This is a genomic window from Micromonospora sp. WMMD737, from assembly GCF_049179055.1.
Taxonomy (GTDB): domain Bacteria; phylum Actinomycetota; class Actinomycetes; order Mycobacteriales; family Micromonosporaceae; genus Micromonospora; species Micromonospora reichwaldensis.
This window is the reverse complement of sequence record NZ_JBMHMH010000001.1, coordinates 372,404-398,269: the sequence shown is the minus strand read 5'-3', so window position 1 is coordinate 398,269 and position 25,866 is coordinate 372,404. Positions and strand designations below refer to the sequence as shown.

The 25,866-nt window shown below is 76.8% G+C and carries 2 protein-coding genes; both read right to left on the bottom strand.

What is annotated here, in order from left to right:
- Position 1: 1 nt before the first annotated feature.
- Positions 2-11,197: a type I polyketide synthase gene (locus ACN27A_RS01210; RefSeq protein WP_421449101.1), complete on the bottom strand. Its 11,196-nt coding sequence runs from the start codon at positions 11,195-11,197 to the stop codon at positions 2-4.
- A 41-nt stretch (positions 11,198-11,238) separates the two neighbouring features.
- On the bottom strand, positions 11,239-25,830 hold the full coding sequence (locus tag ACN27A_RS01205) for a type I polyketide synthase (protein ID WP_421449099.1): 14,592 nt from the start codon (positions 25,828-25,830) through the stop codon (positions 11,239-11,241).
- Positions 25,831-25,866 lie beyond the last annotated feature (36 nt).

Here is a 25,866-nt window from a genome sequence, read left to right as displayed (position 1 = left end):
GTCACGACGTCTCCAGCTCGCGGTCGATCAGGTCGAAGATGTTCTCGGCGGTGGCCGACTCCAGGTCGTCGTCGTCGTCGCCGTCCGCGTCCGCCTGCCGCTCGGTCAGCCGGCCCAGCAGGCCGTGCAGCCGGTCGGTGATCCGGCGGAACTCGTCGTCGGTCGGGTCGAGCCCGACGAGCGCCGCCTCCAGCCGGTCCAGTTCCCGGCCGGCCGTCGACGCCTCGCCCGCCGGGGTCGCCGGGGCGAACTGACCGGCCAGGTGGGTGGCGAGCGCCTCGGGCGTCGGGTTGTCGAAGACCAGCGTCGCCGGCAGCCGCAGCCCGGTGGCCGCGCCGAGCCGGTTGCGCAGCTCGACGGCGGTGAGCGAGTCGAAGCCGAGTTCCCGGAACGCCCGGGTCGGCTCGATGCCGGCCGGGTCGCCGTGGCCGAGGACGACCGCCACGTGCGCCAGCACCAGGTCGCGCAGGGCGCGTACGCGCTTGTCGGAGGGCAGGGCGCGCAGCGTCTCGGCGTACGCCTGCCCGTCGGCGGCCTCGCCGGCCGCGGCCCGGCGGCCGGCGGCGCGGACCAGGTTCGCCAGCAGCGGGTGCACGGGCGCGCCGGGCGCGGCCACCCCAGTGATGATCTTGGCGGGCATCAGCGTCGCCCGCTCGGAGCGCCAGGCCGCGTCGAACAGGGCGAGGCCCTCCTCGTTGGACAGCGCGGCCATGCCGCCCCGGTCGAGCCGGCGGATGTCGGCCGAGTCGAGGTGCCCCGTCATGCCGCTGGCCTGCGCCCAGCGGCCCCAGGCCAGCGCGACCGCCGGCAGGCCGAGGGCCCGCCGGTGCTCGGCGAGGGCGTCGAGGAACGCGTTGCCGGCGGCGTAGTTGCCCTGGCCCGGGCCGCCGAACACGCCGGCGGCGGCCGAGAAGAGCACGAACGCGCTCAGCTCGTGGCCGAGGGTCGCCCGGTGCAGGTTCCAGGCCACGTCGACCTTGGGCCGCAGCACCGCGTCGAGGCGGTCCGGGGTGAGCGACTCGACGGTGGCGTCGTCGAGGACGCCGGCGGCGTGCACGACGGCGCGCAGCGGGTGCCGCCGGTCCACCATGGAGAGCACGTCCGCCACGGCGTCCGGGTCGGCCAGGTCGGCGGCGACGATCGACACGTCCGCGCCGAGCGCCTTGAGGTCGGCGAGCAGCTCGTCGGCGCCCTCGGCGTCCGGGCCGCGCCGGCTGACCAGGAGCAGCTGTCGGGCGTCGTGCGCGGTGACCAGGTGCCGGCAGAGCAGCGCGCCGAGGGTGCCGGTCGCCCCGGAGACCAGGACCGTGCCGTCGAGCCGGGGCGCCTGCGGGACGCTCAGGGCGAGCTTGCCGACGTGCCGGGCCTGGCTGAGGAAGCGGAACGCCTCGGGGGCGCGCCGGACGTCCCAGGTGCGCCGGGGCAGGGGCCGCAGCGCACCGGTGGCGAAGAGCGCCATCAGCTCGGCCAGCATCGCGCCGATCTTCGCCGGGCCGGCCTCGATGAGGTCGAAGACCTGGTAGCTGACCCCGGGGTGGTCGGCGGCGACCCGCTGCGGGTCCCGCTTGTCGGTCTTGCCCATCTCGACGAACCGGCCGCCGTCGGCGAGCAGCCGCAGCGACGCGTCGACGTACTCGCCGCGCAGCGCGTTGAGCACCACGTCGACGCCCCGCCCGCCGGTGCGGTGGGCGAACTCGTCGGCGAAGTCGAGGGTGCGGGAGGAGGCGAGGTGCGCGTCGTCGAAGCCGGTGGCCCGCAGCGCCGGCCACTTGCCGGGGCTGGCCGTGCCGTAGACCTCCGCGCCGAGGTGGCGGGCGATCTGCACGGCGGCCATGCCGACGCCGCCGGCCGCCGCGTGCACGAGCACGGACTCCCCGGCGCGCAGCCGGGCCAGTTCCACCAGGCCGTACCAGGCGGTCAGGAAGACCACGGGCACGGCGGCGGCGTCGGTGTAGGACCAGCCGTCGGGGATGTGGGTGAGCAGCCGGCGGTCGGTGACCGCCGCCGAGGAGAACGAGCCGGAGAAGATGCCCATCACCCGGTCGCCGGGGGCGAGGTCGGTGACCCCCGGCCCCACGCCGAGCACCACGCCGGCGCCCTCGTTGCCCAGCACCTCCTGGTCGGGGACCATGCCGAGGGCCAGCACCACGTCGCGGAAGTTCAGCCCGGAGGCGCGCATCCCCACCAGGACGTGGCCCGCCGGCAGTTCCCCGGTGACCTCGGGGGCGGGCAGCATGGCCAGGTTCTCCAGCGTGCCCTTCTCGGTGACGTCGAGGCGCCACGGCACCTCGTCGGCGGGCAACGGCAGCACCCCGGCGTCGCGGGCCCGGGCCAGCCGGGGCACCAGCGGCACGCCGTCGCGCAGGGCGAGCTGCGGCTCGCCGGAGGCGACGGCCGCCGGGACGGCCGCCAGGGAGGTGGTGGCGTCGTCGGTGTCGAGCAGCGTGAACCGGCCGGGGTGCTCGGACTGCGCGGAGCGCACCAGCCCCCACAGGCTCGCCCGGGCCAGGTCGCGCGGGGCCTCGCCCGGGGCCGCGCCGACCGCGCCCCGGGTGTGCAGCACCAGCCGGGACCGCTCCAGCCGGGGCTCGCCCAACCACTGCTGCACCAGCGCGAGCGCGTCGCGGGCCGCGTCGTGCGCGGCCGCGCCGGCCCGCTGCGGGTCCGTCTCCGCGCCGGAGCGCAGGTCCAGCACCACATCGGGTACGTCCCCGGACTCCTCGACCGCCGCGACCAGCGTTGCCAGGTCGGCGTGGGTCCGCACCGGGTGCCCGGCGGCGGCGAGCGCGTCGGCGAGGCCGAGGGTGTCGTCGCCGAGCAGCGCCCAGCGGGCCTCCCCTGCCGTCGCGTCGGTGCCCGGCAGCGGCGTCCAGTCCAGGTGGAACACCGACGTGCGGCGCAGGGCGGCGGCCTCGTCGGCCCGGCCCGCGGCGACCGGGCGGAACGTCAGCGACTCGACGGTGGCGACCGGCTGGCCGGCGGTGTCGGCGAGGGTGACCGCGACGGTGTCCGGGCCGAGCGACCGCAGCCGCGCCCGCAGCCGGGTGGCGCCGTGGGCGTGCAGGGCGACCGAGCGGAGGGCGAACGGCATCCAGCCCGCCCCGGAGGTGTCCGCCGCCTCGCCGAGCAGGGCGGTGACCCCGCTGGCCTGGAGGGCCGCGTCGAACAGGGCCGGGTGCAGGCCGAAGCGGGACGCGTCGGCGCTCGCCTCCTCGGGCAGGGCCACCTCGGCGTAGACCTCGCCGTCGCCGCGCCACACCCGGCGCAGGCCACGGAAGGCGGGGCCGTAGCCGAGGCCGCCCTCGGCCATCTGCGCGTACCAGGCGTCCAGGTCGGCGTCGACCTCGACGGCGTCGGCCGGCGGCCACTGCCCCGGTACGGCGGCCGGGGCGGGCAGGTGCGCCAGCAGCAGGCCCTCGGCGTGCCGGGTCCACTCGGCGTCGGTGTCCTCCTCGGAGCGGGAGTGCACGGTGACGCTCCGCTCGCCGGCGTCGCCGGGCGGGCCCACGCGTACCTGCACCTGCACCGCGCCGGCCGGCGGGAGCACCAGCGGGTTGATCAGCGTCAGGTCGCCCACCTGGCCGGCGTCGACCTCGTCGCCGGCCCGGACCACCATGTCGACCAGCCCGGTGCCGGGGACGATCACCGCCCCGCCGACGGCGTGGTCGGCGAGCCACGGGTGGGTACGCACCGACAGCCGCCCGGTCAGCACCACCGTCTGGTCGTCGGCGACGGGTACGGCCGCGCTGAGCAGCGGGTGGTCGGTGTCCTGGAGGCCGGCGGAGCCGACGTCGCGTACCCGGTGCGCGGGGGCGTCCAGCCAGAATCGTCCGTGCGCGAAGGCGTACGTGGGCAGCGCGACGGCGTCGGTGCGGGCCAGCACGGCCGTCAGGTCGACGGGCAGGCCGATCGTGTGGGCGGTGGCGAGGTTCGTCAGCAGCCGCGTCGCGTCGTCGTCACCGCGACGCAGGCTACCCAGCGTGTGCCCGCTCGCGCCGGCGTCGTCCAGGATCGCCGTCACCGGCATCGTCAGCACCGGATGCGGGGAGATCTCCACGAACGTGGTGTGCCCGGCGGCGACGGCGACGCGGACGGCGGCGTCGAACTGGACGGTCTGCCGCAGGTTGTCGTACCAGTAGGCGGCGGTCATCGAGGTCGGGTCGACCCAGTCCCCCGTCAGCGTCGACACCAGCCGGGTGTGACCCTGCTGCGGCGCCACGTCGGCCAGGTCGGCGCGCAACTGCTCGGCGACCTCCTGCACGGCGGCCGAGTGCGACGCGTAGTCCACGGGGATCAGTCGGGCGCGCACCCCGTCGGCCTGGCACGCCTCCACGAGGTCGGCGACCGGCTGCGGCGGACCCGACACCACGACCGTGGACGGGCCGTTCACCGCCGCGACACCCACGCCGGGGAACTCCCCGAGCCGCTCGGCGACCGCCTCGGCGGAGAGGTCGACCGACGCCATCGTGCCCGTGCCCCGCAGCACCGTCAGCGCCCGCGAGCGCAGCGCCACCGCCTTCGCCGCGTCCTCCAGCGACAGAATCCCGGCCACGCACGCGGCACCGATCTCGCCCTGCGAGTGACCGACCACCGCCGCCGGGGTGACCCCGGCGTGCTGCCACACCGCTGCCAGGGCCATGCCGACGGCCCACAGCACCGGCTGCACGACCTCGACCCGCTCCAGCCACGACTCGTCGTCACCGGTCAACACCGACACCAGGTCCACGTCCAGGTACGGAGCCAGGGCACGCTGGCACTCCGCCAACCTGGCGTCGAACACCGGCGTACGACCCACCAGGCCCGCCGCCATCCGCGCCGACTGCGCACCCTGACCCGGGAACACGAACACCGGGCCCGCGCCGTGAGGCGTGGCGGTGCCGGCGACGACGTTGCCGGCCGGCGTTCCGGACGCCAGGGCGTCGAGCCCCGCCAGCAGCTCCTCCGTGCTCGACCCGACCACGGCGGCCCGCTGGTCGAACGTCGACCGGGTGGCGGCGAGGGACCAGCCCACCGCCGCCGCGTCGATGTCGCCGCGCTCGCGCACGTACTGCGCCAGCCGGGCCGCCTGGCCCGCCAGGGCGGCCTTCGACCGCGCCGACACCGGCCACACCACGACGCCCGACGCCACCAGTCCGGGGCCGGCCACGGCCGGGGCGACGGCCTCCGGCTCGTCGGCCTGCTCGATGATCACGTGGGCGTTCGTGCCGGACATGCCGAACGACGACACCGCCGCCCGACGCGCCCGCTCCACCGCCGGCCACGGCCGCGACTCCGTCGCCAACTCGACGGCCCCGGCGGACCAGTCGATGTGCGGGGACGGCTCGTCCACGTGCAGCGTCGCGGGGACCACGCCCTCGCGCATCGCCAGCACCATCTTGATCACACCCGCCACGCCCGAGGCGGCCTGGGTGTGCCCGAGGTTCGACTTGATCGAGCCGAGCAGCAGCGGCTCGTGCCCCTCGCGGCCCTGCCCGTACGTGGCCAGCAGCGCCTGCGCCTCGATCGGGTCGCCCAGCGTCGTGCCCGTGCCGTGCGCCTCGACCACGTCCACGTCGGCGGTGCCCAGCCGGGCACCCGCGAGGGCCTGGCGGATCACCCGCTGCTGCGACGGGCCGTTCGGGGCGGTCAACCCGTTGGAGGCACCGTCCTGGTTGACGGCACTCCCCCGCACGATCGCCAGCACGCGGTGGCCGTTGCGCCGCGCGTCCGACAGCCGCTCCACGAGCAGCATGCCCACGCCCTCGCCCCAGCCCGTGCCGTCCGCAGCCGCCGCGAAAGCCTTGCACCGGCCGTCGGCGGCCAGGCCACGCTGCCGCGAGAACTCGAAGAAGGTGCCGGGGGTGGCCATGACCGTGACGCCACCGGCGAGGGCCATGTCGCACTCGCCGCGCCGCAGCGACTGCACCGCCAGGTGCAACGCCACCAACGACGACGAACACGCCGTGTCCACCGACACCGCCGGCCCCTCCAACCCCAACGCGTACGCCACCCGACCCGACACCACACTGGCGGCGTTGCCCGTGGCCCCGAACCCTTCGGCCTGCTCCCCCGCAGCCATGAGCAGGGCCCCATAGTCCTGACCATTCGTGCCCACGAACACCCCTGTTCGCGAACCCCGAAGGACCCCAGGCTCAACCCCTGCCCGCTCGACCGCCTCCCACGAGACCTCCAACAGCAACCGCTGCTGCGGGTCCATCGCCGCCGCCTCGCGCGGCGAGATCCCGAAGAAGCCCGGGTCGAACTCGGCCGCGCCGTCGAGGAAGCCGCCCTTGTCGGTATAGGTGGTGCCGGGGTTGGCCGGGTCGGGGTCGTAGAGCCGGTCGAGGTCCCAGCCCCGGTCGGTCGGGAAGTCGCCGATGGCGTCCACGCCGTCCGCGACGAGGCGCCACAGCCGCTCGGGGTCGTCGACGCCGCCGGGGTAGCGGCAGGCCATGGCGACGATGGCCACCGGCTCGTCGTCGTCGACGGCGGCCGGGGCGGCGACGGGGGCCGGCCCGGCTTCGGCGTCGGCGCCGAAGAGGCCGGTGAGCAGGAGCCGGGCCAGCACGACCGGGGTGGGGTGGTCGAAGACCAGGGTGGTGGGCAGCGCCTGCCCGGTGGCGGAGACGAGCCGGTTGCGCAGCTCCACCGCGGTCAGCGAGTCGAAGCCGAGGTCCCGGAACGCGGTGGTCGCCGGGATGGCCGCGGCCCCGCCGTCGTGGCCGAGCACGTCGGCGGCGAGTTCCCGGACCAGGTCGGCGACGGCCTCCTCGCGGCGGGTCGGGGCCAACCCGGCGAGCCGCCGGCGCAGGGTCGCCGCCGGGCCCTCGTCGCCGTCGTCGACCGCGACGCCGCCGTCGAGGGCGGCCCGCGCCTCCGGTACGCCCTCCAGCAGCGGCCGGCGGCGGGCGGAGGCGTACGCGGGGGCGAAGCGGGCCCAGTCCACGTCGGCCACCGTCACGGTGACGTCGTCGTGGTCGAGGGCCTGCTGCAACGCGCCCATGGCGACGGTCGGGTCCATGGCGGGCAGGCCCCGGCGGCGCAGGTTGCGCTCGGCGTCCGCCGCGTGCATGCCGCCGTCGGACCACGGTCCCCAGGCGATGGCGGTGCCGGCCCGGCCCTCGGCCCGCCGCCGCTGCACCAGCGCGTCGAGGTAGGCGTTGCCGGCCGCGTACCCGGCCTGCCCGCCGCTGCCCCAGGTGGCGGCGATGGACGAGTAGACGACGAAGGCGTCCAGTTCCCGGTCGGCGAGGAGGTCGGCGAGGTGGGCGGCGCCGGCGGTCTTGCCGACGGTCACCTCGGCCAGCTCGGCGGGGGTGACCTCCGCCAGCGGGGTGGCCTGCGCGATGCCGGCGGCGTGCAGGACGGTGCGCACGGGCGGGCCGTCGGCCTCGACCCGGTCGAGCAGGTCGGCGAGGGCGGCCCGGTCGGCGATGTCGCAGGCGGCGACGGTGACCCGGGCCCCGAGGCCGGTCAGCTCGGCATCCAGCTCGGCGGCGCCGGGGGCGTCGGGTCCGCGCCGGCTGACCAGCACGACGTGCTCGGCTCCGGCGGCGGCGAGCCAGCGGGCGGCGCGGGCGCCGAGTCCGCCGGTGCCGCCGGTGATCAGGGCGGTGCCGGTGGGCGTGAACCGGCGCGCCGGCGGGCGGTCGCCGAGGGCGGCGCGCACGAGGCGGCGGGCGAAGACGCCGGGGCCGCGTACCGCGAGCTGGTCCTCGCCGGTCGATCCGGTGAGGATCGCGGCGAGCCGGGTGGCGGCTCGGTCGTCGGGTTCCGGCGGCAGGTCGACCAGGCCGCCCCAGCGGTGCGGGGCCTCGACGCCGACCACCCGGCCGAGGCCCCAGACGGCGGCCTGCGCCGGGTCGGCGAGCCGGTCGTACGAGGCGGCGGCGACCGCGCCCCGGGTGACCAGCCACAGCGGCGCGGCCAGGCCGGCGTCGCCGAGCGCCTGCACGAGCGCGAGGGTGGCGGCCAGGCCGGGCAGGACGGTGCTGTCGGCGACGGGCGGCTCGGCGGCGAGCAGGGAGACGACGCCGGCGGGGTCGGTGCCGGCGAGTGACGCCGCGAGGCCGGCCCGGTCGGCGTCCGGCTCCACGGTCAGCGGCAGCACGTCGGCGCCCGCGCCGGTCAGCGCGGCCCGGACGGTCTGCACCGCCGGGTCGTCGGCGCCGCCGGCGGGCAGCGCCAGCAGCCAGGTGCCGGCCAGCCGGGCGGGGGCGGGTTCGCCGGCCACCTGCCAGTCGGCCCGGTACCGCCAGCCGTCGAGCACCGAGTGTGCCTGCCGCTGCCGCCGCCAGTCGGCGAGGACGGGCAGCAGGGTACGCAGCGACTCGGCGGCGGCGGTGTCGGTGACGGCGAGGGTGTCGCGCAGCGCGTCGAGGTCGGCGCGTTCGACGGCCGCCCAGAACCGCCGGTCGAGCGCGCCGGCCCCGCCCGTCGTGGTGTCGTCGGCGGGCGCCTCGGCCGGCACCCAGTAGTGCTGCCGCTCGAACGGGTAGGTGGGCAGGCCGACGAGCCGGCCGGGTCGGTCGGCGAGGAGGTCCGCCCAGCGCACCGGGGTGCCGGCGACGTGGAGCTGGGCGAGGGCGGCGAGCAGGGCGCGACGGTCCGGGCGGTCCCGGCGCAGCACCGGCACCACCACGGCGGGGGCGGCGTCGCCGGCCTCGGCCTCGGCGAGGGTCTCCTGGATGCCGGCGGTGAGGACGGCGTCGGGGCCGACCTCCACGAAGGTGCCGACGCCGTGGGCGCGCAGGGTGCGTACGCCGTCGGCGAAGCGGACCGCCTCCCGGACGTGACGCACCCAGTAGTTCGGGTCGGTGAGCTGCGCCGGGTCGGCCAGCTCGCCGGTCAGGTTGGACACCACCGGCAGGGTGGGGGCGCGCAGGTCGAGGCCGGCGGCGACGGTGGCGAACTCGGCGAGCATCGGCTCCATCAGCGGGCTGTGGAAGGCGTGGCTGACCCGCAGCCGCCGCACCTTCACCCCCCGGCCGGTCCAGAGGTCGGCCAGCTCGTCGATGGCCGCGCCGTCGCCGGAGACGACGACGGCGCCGGGGGCGTTGACGGCCGCGACGGCGACCCGGTCGGTCAGCGCGGCGATCGACTCGGCGACCCGGGCCTCGTCGGCGGCGACGGCGAGCATCGCGCCGCCGGCGGGCAGGGCCTGCATGAGCCGGCCCCGGGCGGCGACGAGGGCACAGGCGTCGTCGAGGGTGAGCACGCCGGCGACGTGGGCGGCGGTCAGCTCGCCGACGGAGTGCCCGGCGACCATGTCCGGGGCCAGCCCCCAGGAGCCGAGCAGCCGGTGCAGCGCCACCTCGACGGCGAACAGCGCGGCCTGGGTGAAGACGGTCTGGTCGAGCAGCGCCGCCTCGTCGGTGCCGGGCTCGGCGTGCAGCAGCGGCTTCAGCGGCCGGGGCAGCCGGTGGTCGAGGTGGGCGCAGACCTCGTCGAGCGCCTCGGCGAAGACGGGATACGTCCCGTACAGCTCCCGGCCGGCGCCGGCGCGCTGCGCGCCCTGGCCGGAGAAGAGGAACGCGACCCCGCCGCGTTCGGCGGCGGCACCGGTGACCAGGCCGGGGGCGGGCCGGTCGTCGGCGAGGGCGTGCAGGGCGGCGAGCAGGCCGTCGCGGTCGTCGGCGAGGACGACCGCCCGGTGTTCCAGGGGCGAGCGGGAGACCACCGAGGTCCAGGCGACGTCGGCCGGGCGCGCGTCCGGGTCGTCGGCGACGTACCGCGACCAGCGCTCGGCCTGGTGGCGCAGCGCGGCGCGGGTGCGGCCGGTGAGCAGCACCGGCGCGGGCGCGGGCGGCTGCGGCCGGTCGGCCTCGGCGCGGGCCGGCTCGGGCTGTTCGAGGATGAGGTGGGTGTTGGTGCCGCTCATGCCGAAGGAGGAGACGGCGGCGCGGCGCGGCCGGTCCACGGCCGGCCACGGCGTGGCCTCGGTGACCAGGGTGACCGCGCCGGTGGCCCAGTCCACGTGCGGGGTGGGCTCGTCGACGTGCAGGGTGGCCGGCACGACGCCGTGCCGCATCGCCTGCACCATCTTGATCACTCCGGCGATGCCGGCGGCGGCCTGGGTGTGGCCGATGTTGGACTTGATGGAGCCGAGCAGCAGCGGCGCGGCGTCGCCGCGCTCCCGGCCGTACGTGGCGAGCAGGGCCTGGGCCTCGATCGGGTCGCCGAGGGTGGTGCCGGTGCCGTGCGCCTCGACCACGTCGACCAGGTCGGGGGTGAGCTTCGCGCCGGCCAGGGCCTGCCGGATGACCCGCTGCTGGGACGGGCCGTTGGGGGCGGTCAGGCCGTTGGACGCGCCGTCGGAGTTGACTGCCGAGCTGCGGATGACGCCGAGCACGGGGTGGCCGTTGCGGCGGGCGTCGCTGAGCCGTTCCAGCAGCAGCATGCCGACGCCCTCGGACCAGCCGGTGCCGTCGGCGGACGCGGCGAAGGACTTGCACCGGCCGTCGGCGGCGAGGCCGCGCTGCCGGGAGAACTCGACGAACGGGCCGGGGGTGGCCAGCACGGTCGCGCCGCCGGCCAGGGCGAGGCCGCACTCGCGTTGGCGCAGCGCCTGGCAGGCGAGGTGGATGGCGACCGACGCCGACGAGCAGGCGGTGTCCACGGTGACCGACGGGCCTTCGAGGCCGAACGTGTACGCCAGCCGGCCGGAGACCACGCTGGCGGCGGTGCCGGTCAGCACGTACCCCTCGACGCCGGGGGCCCGGTGCAGCACGGCGGCGTAGTCCTGCCCGGAGGTGCCGACGAAGACGCCGGAGCGGCTGCCGCGCAGCGACAGCGGGGCGATGCCGGCCCGCTCGAACAGCTCCCAGGTGACCTCGAGCAGCAGCCGCTGCTGCGGGTCCATGGCGACCGCCTCGCGCGGCGAGATGCCGAACAGGGCGGCGTCGAAGCTCCCCGCGTCGTGCAGGAACCCACCGGAGGTGGTGTACGAGGTGCCGGCGTTGTCCGGGTCGGCGTGGTAGAGCCGCTCCAGGTCCCAGCCCCGGTCGGTGGGGAAGTCGCCGATGGCGTCCCCGCCGGACGAGACGAACTCCCACAGCTGTTCGGGCGAGCTGATGCCGCCCGGGTAGCGGCAGCTCATCGCCACGATCGCCACCGGCTCGGACTCCTCGGCGGTGACCTCGCGCAGCCGTTGGCGGGTCTGCTGAAGTTCGGCGACGACCCGCGTCAGGTATTCGCGCAGCCGCTCTTCGTCCGCCATGACATCTCGCTTTCTCGTGACACCACAGGTCCCCGGGCGGCTCAGGAGAGCCCGAGGTCCTGGTCGATGAGGTCGAACAGCTCCTGGTTGCTGGCCACCCGCAGCCGGTCGGCGACCTCGGCGGTCTCCTCCCGGCGTTCCTCGGCGGTGCCGAGCCGTTCGAGCAGGCTGTGCAGCCGCATCGTGATCCGCACCCGGCCGATGTCGTCCTGGTCGCGCAGCGCGAGGGCGCTCTCCAACTGGTCCAGCTCCGCCAGCGTCGGCAGGGCCTCCACCGAGGCCTCGCTGAGCAGTTCGGCCCGCAGGTGCTCGGCCAGGGCCTGCGGCGTCGGGTAGTCGAACACCACCGAGCTGGGCAGGCTCAGCCCCGTCGAGCGGGCCAGCCGGCCCCGCAGCTCCACGGCGGTGAGCGAGTCGAAGCCGAGGTCCCGGAAGGGCCGGCCGGCCTCGACGGCGTACGGGCTGTCGTGGCCGATGACCTCGCCGGCGGCGGTGCGGATGAGGTCCACCAGCAGCCGCGCCTGTTCGGCCTGCGACAGCTCGCCGAGCCGCTTGCGCAGCTCGCCGGCGACCTGGTCGCCGTCCTCGGCGTCGGCGCGTGCCGCCGCGGCCTGGGCGGCCACCTCGGCGATCTCGCTGATCAGCGGCCGGGGCCGGGCGGAGGCGAACACCGGCGCGAAGCGGTCCCAGTCGATGTCGGCGACGGTGAGGGCGGTGTCGTCGCCGTCGAGGCCGGCGCGCAGGGCGGCCATCGCCGGTTCCCGGTCGAGCAGGGACACCCCGCGCCGGCTCATGGCGGCCGCGTGCGCGTCGGTCACCATGCCGCCGCCGGCCCACGGTCCCCAGTTCACCGAGAGGTGCCGGGGACCCCCGGCCGGCCGGGACTGCGCCCAGGCGTCCAGGAAGGCGTTGCCGGCGGCGTACGCGCCGTGGTCGCCGACGCCCCAGACGGCGGCGATGGAGGAGAAGTGCACGACCAGGTCGAGCGGCTCCGGGTCGAGGAGCTCGTCGAGGTGCCGGGCGCCGGCGATCTTGCCGGAGACGACGTCGGCGAGTTCCGCCCCGGTGACCGCGGCGACCGGGTTGAGCCGACCCACCCCGGCGGCGTGCACCACCGCGTGCACGGTCTCGCCGTCGGCGCGCAGGCCACGGACCAGCTCGGCGACCGCGTCCCGGTCGGCCAGGTCGCAGGCCAGCACCCGGGCCTCGGCGCCCAGCGCGGCCAGTTCCGCCACCGCCTCGTCCGCGCCGGGGGCCGCCGTGCCGCGCCGGCTGACCAGCAGCAGTCGCCGCGCGCCGTGCCGGGCGAGCCAGGCGGCGGCGTACCGGCCGACGGCGCCGGTGCCGCCGGTGACCAGGACGGTGCCGGGCGCCTGCCAGTCGGCCGCCGCCTCGGCGCGGGGCGCGCGGGCCAGCCGGCGCAGGTACGTGCCGGAGTCGCGCACCGCGAGCTGGTCCTCGTGCCCGGCGGCGGTGAGCGCCGCCAGGACGTGCCCGGCCGCGGCCGGGGTCAGGGTCTCGGGCAGGTCCAGCAGGCCACCCCAGTGCCGGGGGTGTTCCAGCGCGGTCACCAGGCCGAGGCCCCACGTGGTGGCCTGGGCGGGGCGGGCGACGGGGTCGCCGTCGGCGGTGGCGACGGCCTGCCGGGTGAGCAGCCACAGCGGCACCGGGGGCAGGGCGTCCGTGACCGCCTGCACCAGGGCGAGGTTCGCGGTCAGGCCCAGCGGCACGGCGGGGTGGTCGGGCTGCGGTCGCTCGTCGAGGGCGAGCAGCGACACGATCCGGGTCGGCGCGGCGCCGGCCAGCTGCGCGGCGAGCGCCGTGCGGTCGGTCGTGGCCGGGTCGACGGCGAGCTGCCGCACGGTGCCGCCCCGGGCGGTGACCAGCTCGGCGAGCCGGTCGACGACCGGCTGGTCCGTGCCGCTGTGGACCAGGGTCCAGGTGCCGTCGACGGCACCCGGGGCGAGGACCTGCGGACGCCACGTGATCCGGTAGCGCCACCCGCCGGCGAGGGTGTCCTCCTGCTGCTGGCGCCGCCACCGGTCCAGGTCCGGCAGCAGCTCGCGCAGCGGCCGGTCCGCGTCGAGGCCGAGCCGGCCGGCGAGCGCGTCGCCGTCGCCCGACGCCACGGCCCGCCAGAACGCCGAGTCGACGTCGTCGGGCGCGGCCGCGGGAGTGTGCGCCGGCGCCGCGTCGAGGGTCGGCCAGAACCGCTGGTGGTCGAACGCGTACGTGGGCAGGTCCACGGGGCCGGCGCCGGGCAGCAGCCGCGACCAGCGGACGGCCACGCCGTGGCAGTGCAGCCGGGCCACCGCGCCGAGCAGGGTAATCACCTCGTCCTGGCCGGGCCGCTGCACGCCGGTCACCATGACCGGGGCGTCCGCCGGCAGCGCGTCGGCGGTCAGGGCGGTCAGCACGGTGTCCGGCCCGATCTCCAGGAACCGGGTCACCCCGTGGGCGTGCAGGTGGGTGACGGTGTCGGCGAAACGGACCGCCTCGCGGACGTGCCGGACCCAGTAGTCGGGGGTGCAGAGCTGCTCGGCGTCGATGACCGCGCCGGTCAGGTTCGACACCAGCGGCACCGTCGGCGGGGCGTACGACAGGGTCGCCGCCACGGCCGCGAAGTCGGCGAGCATCGGCTCCATCAGCGGGCTGTGGAAGGCGTGGCTGACCCGCAGCCGCTTCGTACGCACGCCGAGGCCGGCGAAGTGGTCGGCCAGGCCGGTCAGCGCGTCCTGCGCCCCGGCGACGACGACGGCGGCCGGCCCGTTCACGGCGGCGACGGCGACCTGTCCCGACGTGCCGTCCAGCGCCCGCAGCACGTCGACCTCGGGCGCGGCGACGGCGAGCATCCCGCCGCCGGCGGGCAGGGCCTGCATCAGCCGGCCCCGGTTGCCGACGAGCGCGCAGGCGTCGGGCAGGTCGAGCACCCCGGCCACGTGGGCCGCGCTGATCTCCCCGACGGAGTGCCCGGCCACGAAGTCGGGCCGGATCCCCCAGTGTTCGAGCAGCCGGAACAGCGCCACCTCGACGGCGAAGAGCCCGGCCTGGGTGAAGGCCGTCTGGTCGAGCAGGTCGGCCTCGGCGGTGCCGGCCTCGGCGAAGAGCACCGTGCGCAGCGGCCGCGGCAGGTACGCGTCCAGGTGCTGGCACGCCTCGTCGACCGTCGCGGCGAAGACCGGGAACGTCTCGTACAGGCGACGGCCCATCCCGGCGTGCTGGGCGCCCTGGCCGGAGAAGAGCGCCGCCAGCGCGCCGCCGGGCTCGGCGACGCCCCGGGTGAGTCCCGGGTGCTCCTCGCCGGCGGCGAGTGCCCGCAGGCCGGCGAAGGCCGCGTCGGCGTCCCCGGCGAGCAGCACCGCGCGGTGCCGCAGCGGCGAGCGTCCGGTGGCCAGTCCCCGGGCCACGTCGGCGGCGGGCGTCGCGGTGCCCGGCAGCCAGTCGGCCAGCCGGGCCGCCTGGGCCCGCAGGCTGCCGGCGGTGTCGGCCGAGACGACCCAGGGCAGCACCGGCGGTCCGTCGGCCGGCCGGGGCGTTCCGGTGTCGGCCGGCGCGGCGGCGGGCGCCTGTTCGAGGATGACGTGCACGTTGGTGCCGCTGACCCCGAACGACGACACGCCGGCCCGGCGCGGCCGGTCCGCCTGCGGCCACGGCTGCGCCTCGGTCAGCAGCGCGACCGCGCCCGCCGACCAGTCCACGTGCGGCGAGGGCTCGTCCACGTGCAGGGTGGGCGGCAGCAGGTCGTGCTGGAGCGCCATCACCATCTTGATCACGCCGGAGACGCCGGCGGCGGCCTGGGTGTGGCCGATGTTCGACTTGACCGAGCCGAGCAGCAGCGGCCGGTCGGCGGGCCGGTCCCGCCCGTACGTGGCGAGCAGCGCCTGCGCCTCGATGGGGTCGCCGAGGCGGGTGCCGGTGCCGTGCCCGTCGACGGCGTCCACGTCGGCGGCGGTCAGCCGCGCGTTGGCCAGCGCCTGGCTGATCACCCGCTCCTGCGCGGGTCCGTTGGGGGCGGTCAGCCCGTTGCTGGCGCCGTCCTGGTTCATCGCCGAGCCGCGCACGACGGCGAGGATCCGGCGGCCGTCGCGCTGGGCGTCGGAGAGCCGCTGCAACATCACCAGGCCGACGCCCTCGCCCCAGCCGGTGCCGTCGGCGGCCCCGGCGAACGACTTGCACCGGCCGTCGAGGGCCAGCCCCCGCTGCCGGGCGAACTCCAGGAACGGGCCGGGGGTGGCCATCACCGTCACGCCGCCGGCGACGGCGACGTCGCACTCGCCCTGCCGCAGGGACTGGCAGGCCAGGTGCAGCGCCACCAGCGACGACGAGCAGGCGGTGTCGACGCTGACGGCGGGGCCCTGCAACCCGAAGTGGTACGCCAGCCGACCGCTGATGACGGCGGCGACGTTGCCGGTGGCCTGGTAGCCCTCGGTCTCGACCCGGGCGGCCATCAGCAGCGTCGCGTAGTCCTGGCCGTTGGTGCCGACGAAGACGCCGGTGTTGGTCTCCCGCATGTCGGCCGGCGCGGTGCCGGACCTCTCGAACAGCTCCCAGGCGCTCTCCAGCAGCACCCGTTGCTGCGGGTCCATCACCATCGCCTCGCGCGGGGAGATGCCGAACAGGGCGGCGTCGAAGCCGGCGGCGTCGGTGAGGAAGCCGCCCTCCCGCACGTACGAGGTGCCGGGCCGGTCGGGATCGGGGTCGTAGATGGCCGCCAGGTCCCAGCCCCGGTCGGCCGGGAACTCCGCGATGCCGTCGCGCCCCTCGGCGACGAGTCGCCACAGGTCCTCGGGGCCGGCGACGCCGCCGGGGTAGCGGCAGCTCATCGAGACGATGGCGATCGGCTCGTCCAGCACGGTGGCGGCCCGCACGGGCTCGGCCGCCGGGGTGTCGTCGCCGGTGAGCCGGGTCGCCAGGTGCTCGGCGAGGGCGTCGGGCGTCGGGCGGTCGAAGACCAGGGTCGCCGGCAGGTTCAGCCCCACCGCCTCGGCGAGCCGGTTGCGCATCTCGACGGCGCTGAGCGAGTCGAAGCCGATCTCCCGGAACGACCGGTCCGCCGCCAACGCCTGCGGCGAGGACAGGCGCAGCACCGCCGCCGCGTGGACCCGTACGAGATCGAGCAGGACGCGGCGCCGCTCCGGTGCGGCGAGTCCGGCCAGCCGGCCGCGCAGCGGCGAGGCCGCGTCGGGCGCGTCGCTGTCGCGCTGCCCGGCGGCGAGCAGCCGGGCCACCTCGGGGACGTCGGCGATCAGCGGCCGGGGGCGGGCCAGCGTGTAGGTCTGCAGGAACCGGTCCCAGGCGATGTCCGCCACGGTGAGCGTGGTGTCGCCGTGGTCGAGCGCCTCGGCCAGGACGGAGACCGCCAGGTCGGGGCGCATGGCCCGCACGCCCGAGCGGAACATCTGGTCGGCGGCGCCCTCGGCGTCGACCATGCCGCCGCCGTCCCAGGCGCCCCAGGCGATGGCGGTGGCGGCCCGGCCGCGCCGGCGCCGGTCCTCGGCGAGCGCGTCGAGGAAGGCGTTGGCCGCGGCGTAGCCGCCCTGGTGCCCGCCGCCCCAGACGCCCGCGCCGGAGGAGAAGAGCACGAACGCCGACAGCTCGTCGCCGCACACCTCGTCGAGGTTGACCGCGCCGGCCACCTTGGCCCGCAGGGCGTCGGCGAGGTCGGCCACGTCGGTGGCCGCGACCGGTGCGGCGTGCGCGACGCCGGCGGTGTGGAACACGGCCCCGATGCGGGTGCCCTGCCCGGCGAGCCGCTCGACGAGGGCCCGCACGGCGGCGGGATCGGCGACGTCGCAGGCGGCCACGGTGACGGTGGCGCCGGCGGCGCGCAGTTCGTCCGCCAGCTCGTCGGCACCGGGCGTGGCGGGGCCCTGGCGGCCGGTCAGCACCAGCTCGCCGACGCCCTCGCGGGCCAGCCAGCGCGCCACCTGGGCCCCGATCGACCCGAGGCCGCCGGTGACCAGGACGGCGCCGCTGGCGGGACGCCAATCCTGCGTCGCGGTGCGCTCGACGCGGGCCCGGACCAGTCGCCGGGCGAACACCCCGGAGGGGCGCAGCGCGAGCTGGTCCTCGGCGTCGACGCCGGCCAGCACCGCCACGAGGCGGCCCCGGTCCCGGGCGTCCAGCTCGGTGGGCAGGTCGACGAGGCCGCCCCAGCGGTCCGGGTGTTCGAGGGCGACCACCCGGCCGAGGCCCCAGAGCATCGCCTGGCGGGGGCGGTGGAGCGGGTCGGCCCGGCCGGCGGAGACCGCGCCGGTGGTGGCGCACCACAGGGGGGCGGTGACACCGGCGTCGCCGAGGGCCTGGACCAGGGCGTACGTGCCGGCGAGGCCCGCCGGCACCACCGGGTGGGCCGGGTGCGCGACGTCGTCCAGGCCGAGCAGGGAGAGCACACCGGCGACGGTTCCGGTACGCGCCAGCCGCTCGGCCAGCGCCTGCCGGGCCGTCTCCGGCACGTCGATCCGGACGACCTCGGCCCCGCCCTCGGTGAGGGCCCGGGCGACGCCGTCGGCCAGGGGGTACGCGGCGCCGTCCGCCGGCACCAGCAGCAGCCAGGCGCCGGACAGGGTGGCCTCCGGCGCGACGGTCACCGGCTTCCAGGTCACCCGGTAGCGCCACGAGTCCACGGTGGACTCGTCGCGGCGGCGTCGGCGCCACGAGGAGAGCAGCGGCAGCGCGGGGTCGAGGGACCGGGCCGCCGTCTCGTCGATCCGCATGGCGGCGGCCAGGGCCTGCGGGTCGGCGCGTTCCACGGCCTCCCAGAAGTGCCGGTCCGCCTCGTCCTGGCCGGCGGGGGCGGGGCCGGTCGTGACCTGCGGCTGCGGCCAGTACCGCTGGCGCTGGAAGGCGTACGTCGGCAGTTCCACCGGCGGGCCGGTGCGGGCGCCCAGGACGGCCGTCCAGTCCACGGGCACGCCGTGCACGTGCAGCCCGGCGAGGACGGTCAGCATCCGGGGCCAACCGCCGGCGTCGGTGTCGGCGGCGGCCACCACGACGGCGTCGGCGGCCTGCGCGGTCTCCCGCATCCGGGCGGCGAGCACGGGTCCGGTGGCGGCCTCGACGAGGACCTGGTGGCCCTCGTCGAGCAGGGCGCGCACGACGGGGTCGATGTCGACGCCGTCGGCCAGCCCCCGGTACCAGCGGGCGGCGTCGAGGCCGTCGGTGTCGACCCGTCCGCCGGTCGCGGCCGAGTACAGCGGCACCTCGGCCGCCCCGAGGGTGGTCCCGGCCAGCGCGTCCGGGTCGGCGTCGGCCCGGCTGCCGAGGGCGATAGTCCTCGCCGCGTCCTCCAGCGACAGCGCGCCGGCCACGCAGGCGGCCGCGACCTCGCCGTGGGCGTGCCCGACCACGGCGGCGGGCCGGACGCCGAGCGCACGCCACCAGCGGGCCAGCGAGACCGCCACGGCCCACCGGACGGGGTGCGTCAGCCGGGGGTCCGTCGCGGGCGGGGCGCCGTCCGCGCCGCGCAGCACGGCGGTGAGCGACCAGTCCACGTGGGGTGCGAGGGCCGCCTCGCAGGCGGCGATCGCGGCGGCGAACTCCGGCGACCGGTCCAGCAGTTCGACGGCCGTGGCGGGCCACGGGTCGCCGTGGCCGGGGAAGACGAGGACCGGATCGCCGCCGCGCAGCGCGGTGCCGGTGACCGTGTCGGGGGTGGCCTCGCCGAGGCGGAGCGACTCCAGGGCCCGCGTCAGGCCGACGGTGTCGCGGCCGAGGACGACGGCGCGGTGCCCGAACGCGGCCCGGGTGGTCGCCAGGGCGTGCGCGACGTCGGCCGGTTCCAGCTCCGGGTGCGCCGCGAGGTGCGCGCCCAGCCGGGCCGCCTGTTCGCGCAGCGCCGGGGCGTCCACGGCGGAGAGCACCAGGGGTACGACGCCGGCGCGCGGCCGGTCGGCGGCGCGTGCGTCGACCGGCTCGGCGGGCGGCTGCTCGATGATCACGTGCGCGTTCGTGCCGGAGATGCCGAAGGACGACACCGCCGCCCGACGCGGCCGGTCCACCGCCGGCCACGGCGTCGCCTCCGTAGCCAGGGCAACCGCCCCCGCCGACCAGTCCACGTGCGGCGACGCCTCGTCCACGTGCAGCGTCGCCGGCACCAGACCATGGCGCATCGCCATGACCATCTTGATCACACCAGCCACACCAGCAGCCGCCTGCGTGTGCCCGATGTTCGACTTCACCGACCCCAACAACAACGGCCGATCCTGCGGACGCTCCTGCCCGTACGTCGCCAACAACGCCTGCGCCTCGATCGGGTCACCGAGGGTCGTGCCCGTACCGTGCGCCTCCACGGCGTCCACGTCCGCCGGAGTCAGGCGCGCGTTCGCGAGGGCCTGCCGGATCACCCGCTGCTGCGACGGGCCGTTCGGGGCCGTCAGCCCGTTCGACGCGCCGTCCTGGTTCACGGCCGTGCCCCGGACCACGGCGTAGATCTTCCGGCCCTCGCGCTGGGCGTCGGAGAGGCGCTGCACGAGCAGGACACCCACGCCCTCGGACCAGCCGGTGCCGTCGGCCGACGCCGCGAACGACTTGCAGCGACCGTCCTGCGACAGGCCCCGCTGCCGCGAGAACTCGATGAACGTGCCCGGCGTCGCCATCACCGTCACGCCACCGGCCAGCGCCAGATCGCACTCGCCGGAGCGCAACGCCTGCGCCGCGAGGTGCAGCGCCACGAGGCTGGAGGAACAGGCGGTGTCGACGGTGACGGCCGGGCCTTCGAGCCCGAACGTGTACGCCACCCGACCGGACAGCACGCTGCCCGAGTTGCCGGTGCCGACGTAGCCCTCGACCTCGCCGGCCAGCTCCATGAGCTGCGACGCGTAGTCGTGGTACATGACGCCGGCGAAGACACCCGTCCGGCTGCCCCGCAACCGCTGCGGATCGAGACCCGCCGACTCGAACGACTCCCACGACGCCTCCAGCAGCAACCGCTGCTGCGGGTCCATCGCCAGGGCCTCACGCGGCGAGATCCCGAAGAAGCCCGGGTCGAACTCGCCGGCGCCGTACAGGAAGCCGCCGTGACGCGTGTACGACGTGCCGGGGTGGTCGGGGTCCGGGTCGAACAGGCTCTCCAGGTCCCAGCCCCGGTCGGTGGGGAACTCCCCGATGCCCTCGCCGCCGGCGGCCAGCAGCGCCCACAACTGGTCGGGCGTCTCGACGCCGCCCGGGTAGCGGCAGGCCATCCCGACGATGGCGAGTGGCTCGTCGACCCGGGTGGTGGTCCGCGCGCCCGGAGCGGCGGTGCCGGCGGCGGCGCCGGCCAGTTCGGCGTGCACGTGGGCGGCGAGCGCCTGGGGCGTCGGGTAGTCGAACACCAGCGTCGAGGGCAGCCGGAGGCCGGTGGCCGCGTTGACGCGGTTGCGCAGGTCGACGGCGGTCAGCGAGTCGAAGCCCAGCTCGCGGAACGCCCGGTCGGCCGGCACGGCCTCCGCGCCGCCGTGCCCGAGCACCTGCGCGACGAGGCCGCGTACCAGCACGTCGATCTGGGCCCGCGCCTCGTCGGCGGCGAGGCCGCTGACGCGGGTCGCCCAGGTGGTGCCCTGTCCCGCCTGGCGGCGCGTCGGGGTCGTACCGACCAGGGTGCGGAGCATCGGCGGCACCAGGCCGGCACCGGCCGCGGCCCGGAGGGCGGCCAGGTCGATCACGGCGGGTACCAGGGCCGGCCGGCCGGTGGTGAGGGCGGCGTCGAACAGCCGCAGCCCGGTCTCGGCGTTCATCGCGGTGACGCCGCCCCGGGTCGATCGCGCCCGGTCCGCCTCGTCGAGGGACGCGGCCATGCCGGGGGTGTCCCACATGCCCCACGCCAGGCTGACCGCCGGCAACCCGAGCTGCCGCCGGTACACCGCAAGTCCGTCGAGGAACGCGTTGCCCGCCGCGTACGCCGACTGACCCGGCGAGCCCAACACACCCGCCACCGACGAGAACACCACGAACAGGTCCAGATCCAGACCCGCCGTCGCCTCGTGCAGGAACCAACCCGCCGACACCTTCGGCGCCAACACCCCGGCGAGGCGCTCCGCCGTCAGCCCCTCCACGACACCGTCGTCCAGGACACCGGCGGTGTGCACCACACCCGCCAGGCGTTCCCCGGCGGCGACCTCGGCCACCAGGGCGAACACCTGGTCCCGGTCGGTCACGTCACACGCGACCACCCGCACCGACGCGCCCAGCGCCGCCAGCCGCTCCGACAACTCGCCCGCACCCGCAGCCTCCGGACCACGCCGCGACACCAGCACCAGCGACCGCACCCCGTGCACCGACACCAGATGCTCCGCCACCAAAGCCCCGAGCGCACCCGTACCACCGGTCACCAGCACCGCACCGTCACCCACAACCGGCGCCTCCACCGACGCCGGGGCGACCGCGCGCACCAGACGCGGCACGAACACCCCACCCGCACGCACCGCAACCTGACCACCGAACGCCACCGGCTCGTCGGCCACCGCCGCCAGCACACCCAACAGCCCCGCGTCCACGTCACCGTCGACATCCGCCAACACGATGCGACCCGGATGCTCCGACTGCGCCGACCGCAGCAGACCCCACACCGCCGCACCGCCCAGGTCGGTCACCCGGTCATCGGTACCCACCGACACCGCGCCCCGCGTCACCACCACCAGCCGCGACTCCCCCAGCACGTCCGCCGCCAGCCAGGACCGCACCGTCGCCAGCACCTGCGACGTCGCCGCGCGTACCGCGTCGGGGTCGTTGTCGGCGGCGTCCTCGTCGTGCGCCTCGTCGTGGACCGGGAGGATCTCCGTCCCGGCGTGGTCGGATCGGCGCAGGCTGCCCGCCGGCACCAGCAGCAGGCGCGGCGTCACGCCCGACGGCCCGGCCGCCGCGGTCACCGCCTCGACGTCGGCGAACGCCGGCAGGTCGGCGGCGGGCGAGCCCACCAGCGCCCACCCGGAGACCTCGCCGGCCGGGGTGACCTCCTGGGCCTGCCAGGCGACCTCGAACAGCGACCGGGCCGACGCGTCCGGAGACGACGACACCCCGGTCAGCTCCCGCAGCGCCAGGGAGTCCACCGACACCACGGCCGCGCCCGACTCGTCGCACGCGACAAGCCGCACCGCCGAGCCCGCGCGCGACAGCCGCACCCGCAGCACCCGCGCGCCCGAGGCGTGCACCTGCACACCCTCGAACGCGAACGGCACCCGCGCCCCGCCCGAACCCTCGCCACCCGGCAGCAGCCCGATCGGGTGCAGGGCGGCGTCCAGCAGCGCCGGGTGCACCCCGAAGCCGGCCGCGTCGCCCGCCACCTCGTCCGGCAACGCCACCTCGGCGAACACCTCGTCGCCGCCCGTCGTCCACACCCGGCGCAGCCCCCGGAACACCGGCCCGTACGCCAGGCCGCGCTCGGCCAGCGCCGGATACCAGCCCGTGACGTCCACCTCGGACGCGCCGGCCGGCGGCCACTCCCTGAGGCCCGGCTCGTCGACCGACGCCGGCTCCAGCACACCGTCGGCGTGCCGGACCCACTCCGGGTCGACGGCCTCCTCCGGCTGGGAGTGCACGGTCACCGAACGGGTACCCGCCTCGTCGGCCGCGCCGACGCGCACCTGCACCCGCACCGCGCCGGCCTCCGGCAGCACCAGCGGCGCCGCCACGGTCAGCTCCCGCACCCGCGACGCGCCCACCTCGTCGCCCGCCCGCACCGCCAGCTCCACCAGGGCGGCGCCCGGCACGATGACCGCGCCGGAGACGGAGTGGTCGGCGAGCCACGCGTGCGTCGACGTGGACAGGCGGCCGGTCAGCACCACCATGTCCTCGCCGGCCACGGAGACGGCCGCGCCGAGCAACGGGTGCCCGGCCGCGCCGAGGCCCGCCCCGGAGACGTCCGTCCACCGGCCCGCCGGCTCCAGCCAGTAACGCTGGTGCTGGAAGGCGTACGTCGGCAGGTCCAGGTGCCGGCCGCCGGCCCGGTCGAGCAGGTCGGCCCAGCCGACGGTCACGCCGTGCACGTGCAGCAGCGCGAGGGCCTCCAGGAGGGCCTGCGGCTCGGGCCGGTCGTGGCGTGACACCGGGGCCAGCAGGGGCGCCGTGTCGTCCTCCGCCCGCTCGGCGAGGCAGTTCTGCGCCATGGCGGTCAGGACGCCGTTCGGCCCCACCTCCAGGTAGGTGTCGACCTCCTCGGCGCGCAGGCAGTCGACGGCGTCGGCGAAGCGCACGGTGCCGCGCACGTGGCGCACCCAGTAGCCCGGGTCGCAGAGCTGGTCGGCGTCGGCGACGCGGCCGGTCAGGTTCGACACCACCGGGATCGTCGGCGGCCGGAACGTCAGTCCCTCGGCGACGGCCGCGAACTCGGCCAGCATCGGGTCCATCCGGGCGCTGTGGAAGGCGTGGCTGACCCGCAGCCGGCGGGTCTGCACGCCCCGCTCGGACCACACCCGCTGCACCTCGTCGAGGGCCTCGACGTCGCCCGCCACCACCACGGCGGCGGGGCCGTTCACGGCGGCCACGTCCAGCCGGCCGGTCAGCCCGGCGAGGGAGGCGGCCACGGCGGCCTCGTCGGCCGCCACGGCGAGCATGCCGCCGCCCGCCGGCAGGGCCTGCATGAGCCTGCCCCGCGCGGCGACCAGCGCGCACGCGTCGGCCAGGGAGAGCACGCCCGCCACGTGCGCCGCCGCGATCTCGCCGATGGAGTGCCCGGCCACCAGGTCCGGCGCGACACCGAGCGACTCGACGAGCCGGAACAGCGCCACCTCGACGGCGAACAGGCCCGCCTGGGTGAAGACCGTCTGGTCCAGCAGCTCCGCCTCGGGCGTGCCCGCCCCGGCGAACAGGACCTCGCGCAGCGGGCGCGGCAGCAGCGGATCGAGGTGCCCGCACGCCTCGTCCAGGGCGGCGGCGAAGACCGGGAAGGCCGCGTACAGCTCGCGACCCATGCCGGCGCGCTGCGCGCCCTGGCCGGAGAAGAGGAAGGCCACCCGGCCGCGCGGGGCCGACGCGCCGGTGGTGACGGTGCCGGCCGGCTCGCCGGCGGCGAGGGCCCGCAGCCCGGCGAGCAGGTCGTCCGCGTCGCCGGCCAGGACCACCGCGCGGTGTTCGAGCCCCGCGCGGTTGACCGAGGAGGCCGCGACGTCCACCGGACGCGGGGAGTCGACGCGGGCGAGGTGGTCGGCCCAGCGGCCGGCCTGCCCGGCGAGTGCCTCGGGCGTACGGGCGGAGAGGAACACCGGGGCGAGCGGGAGCGCCACCGGCGCGTCGGCGGCGGACGGGGCCTCGTCCGTGGACGGGGCGTCGTCGACGGGCGCCTCCTCCAGGATGACGTGCGCGTTCGTACCGCTGATGCCGAACGACGACACGGCGGCCCGGCGCGGCCGGTCGGTGGCCGACCACGGGCGTGCCTCGGTCAGCAGCGACACCTGCCCGGCGGACCAGTCGATGTGCGGGGACGGCTCGTCGACGTGCAGGGTGGCGGGCATGGTCCGGTGCCGGATCGCCTCGATCATCTTGATCAGTCCGGCGGCGCCCGCGGCGGCCTGGGTGTGGCCCAGGTTCGACTTGACCGAGCCCAGCCAGAGCGGCCCGCCCTCGCCCCGGTCCTGCCCGTACGTGGCCAGCAGCGCCTGCGCCTCGATCGGGTCGCCGAGGGTGGTGCCGGTGCCGTGCGCCTCGACCACGTCGACGTCGGCCGGGGACAGCCGGGCGTTCGCGAGGGCCTGCCGGATCACCCGCTCCTGCGACGGGCCGTTCGGGGCGGTGAGCCCGCTGCTGGCGCCGTCCTGGTTGACGGCGCTGCCCCGGACCACGGCGAGGATGCGCCGGCCGTCGCGGCGGGCGTCGGAGAGCCGCTGCAACAGCAGCACGCCGACGCCCTCGGACCAGCCGGTGCCGTCGGCGGCGGCGGCGAACGACTTGCACCGGCCGTCCGAGGCCAGGCCCCGCTGGCGGGAGAAGTCGGCGAAGGTGCCCGGGGTGGACATGACCGTCACACCGCCGGCGAGCGCGAAGTCGCAGTCGCGCTGGCGCAGCGCCTGCGTCGCAAGGTGCACGGCGACCAGCGACGACGAGCACGCCGTGTCCACCGTGACCGCCGGGCCCTCGAGCCCGAAGGTGTACGCCACCCGCCCGGACACCACGCTGCCGGAGTTGCCGGTGCCGATGTAGCCCTCGACGCCGTCGGGCAGGTCCAGCACCCGCGACGCGTAGTCGTGGTACATCACCCCGGCGAAGACGCCGGTCCGGCTGCCGCGCAGCCGCTGCGGGTCGATGCCGGCGTGCTCGAACGCCTCCCAGGAGGTCTCCAGCAGCAGCCGCTGGTGGGGGTCCATCGCCAGGGCCTCGCGGGGGCTGATGCCGAAGAAGCCCGGGTCGAACTGCGGCGCGTCGTAGAGGAAGCCACCCTGGCTGCTGGTCGACGTGCCCGGGTTGTCCGGGTCGACGTGGAAGAGCCGCTCCAGGTCCCAGCCCCGGTCGGCCGGAAAGTCGCCCACCCCGTCGCCGCCCCGGTCGACGAGGTCCCACAGCTCGGCCGGGCTGGACACGCCGCCCGGGAAACGGCACGCCATCCCGATGACTGCCATCGGCTCGCGGTCCTTGGCCTCCACCTCGCGCACCCGCCGACGCGCGTCGCGCAGGTCGGCAGTCGCACGCCGGAGGTAGTCGAGGAACTCTGCCTCAGTGGGCATCGGGCCACTCCGTATCGGGGTTCGAGGTGTGCGACA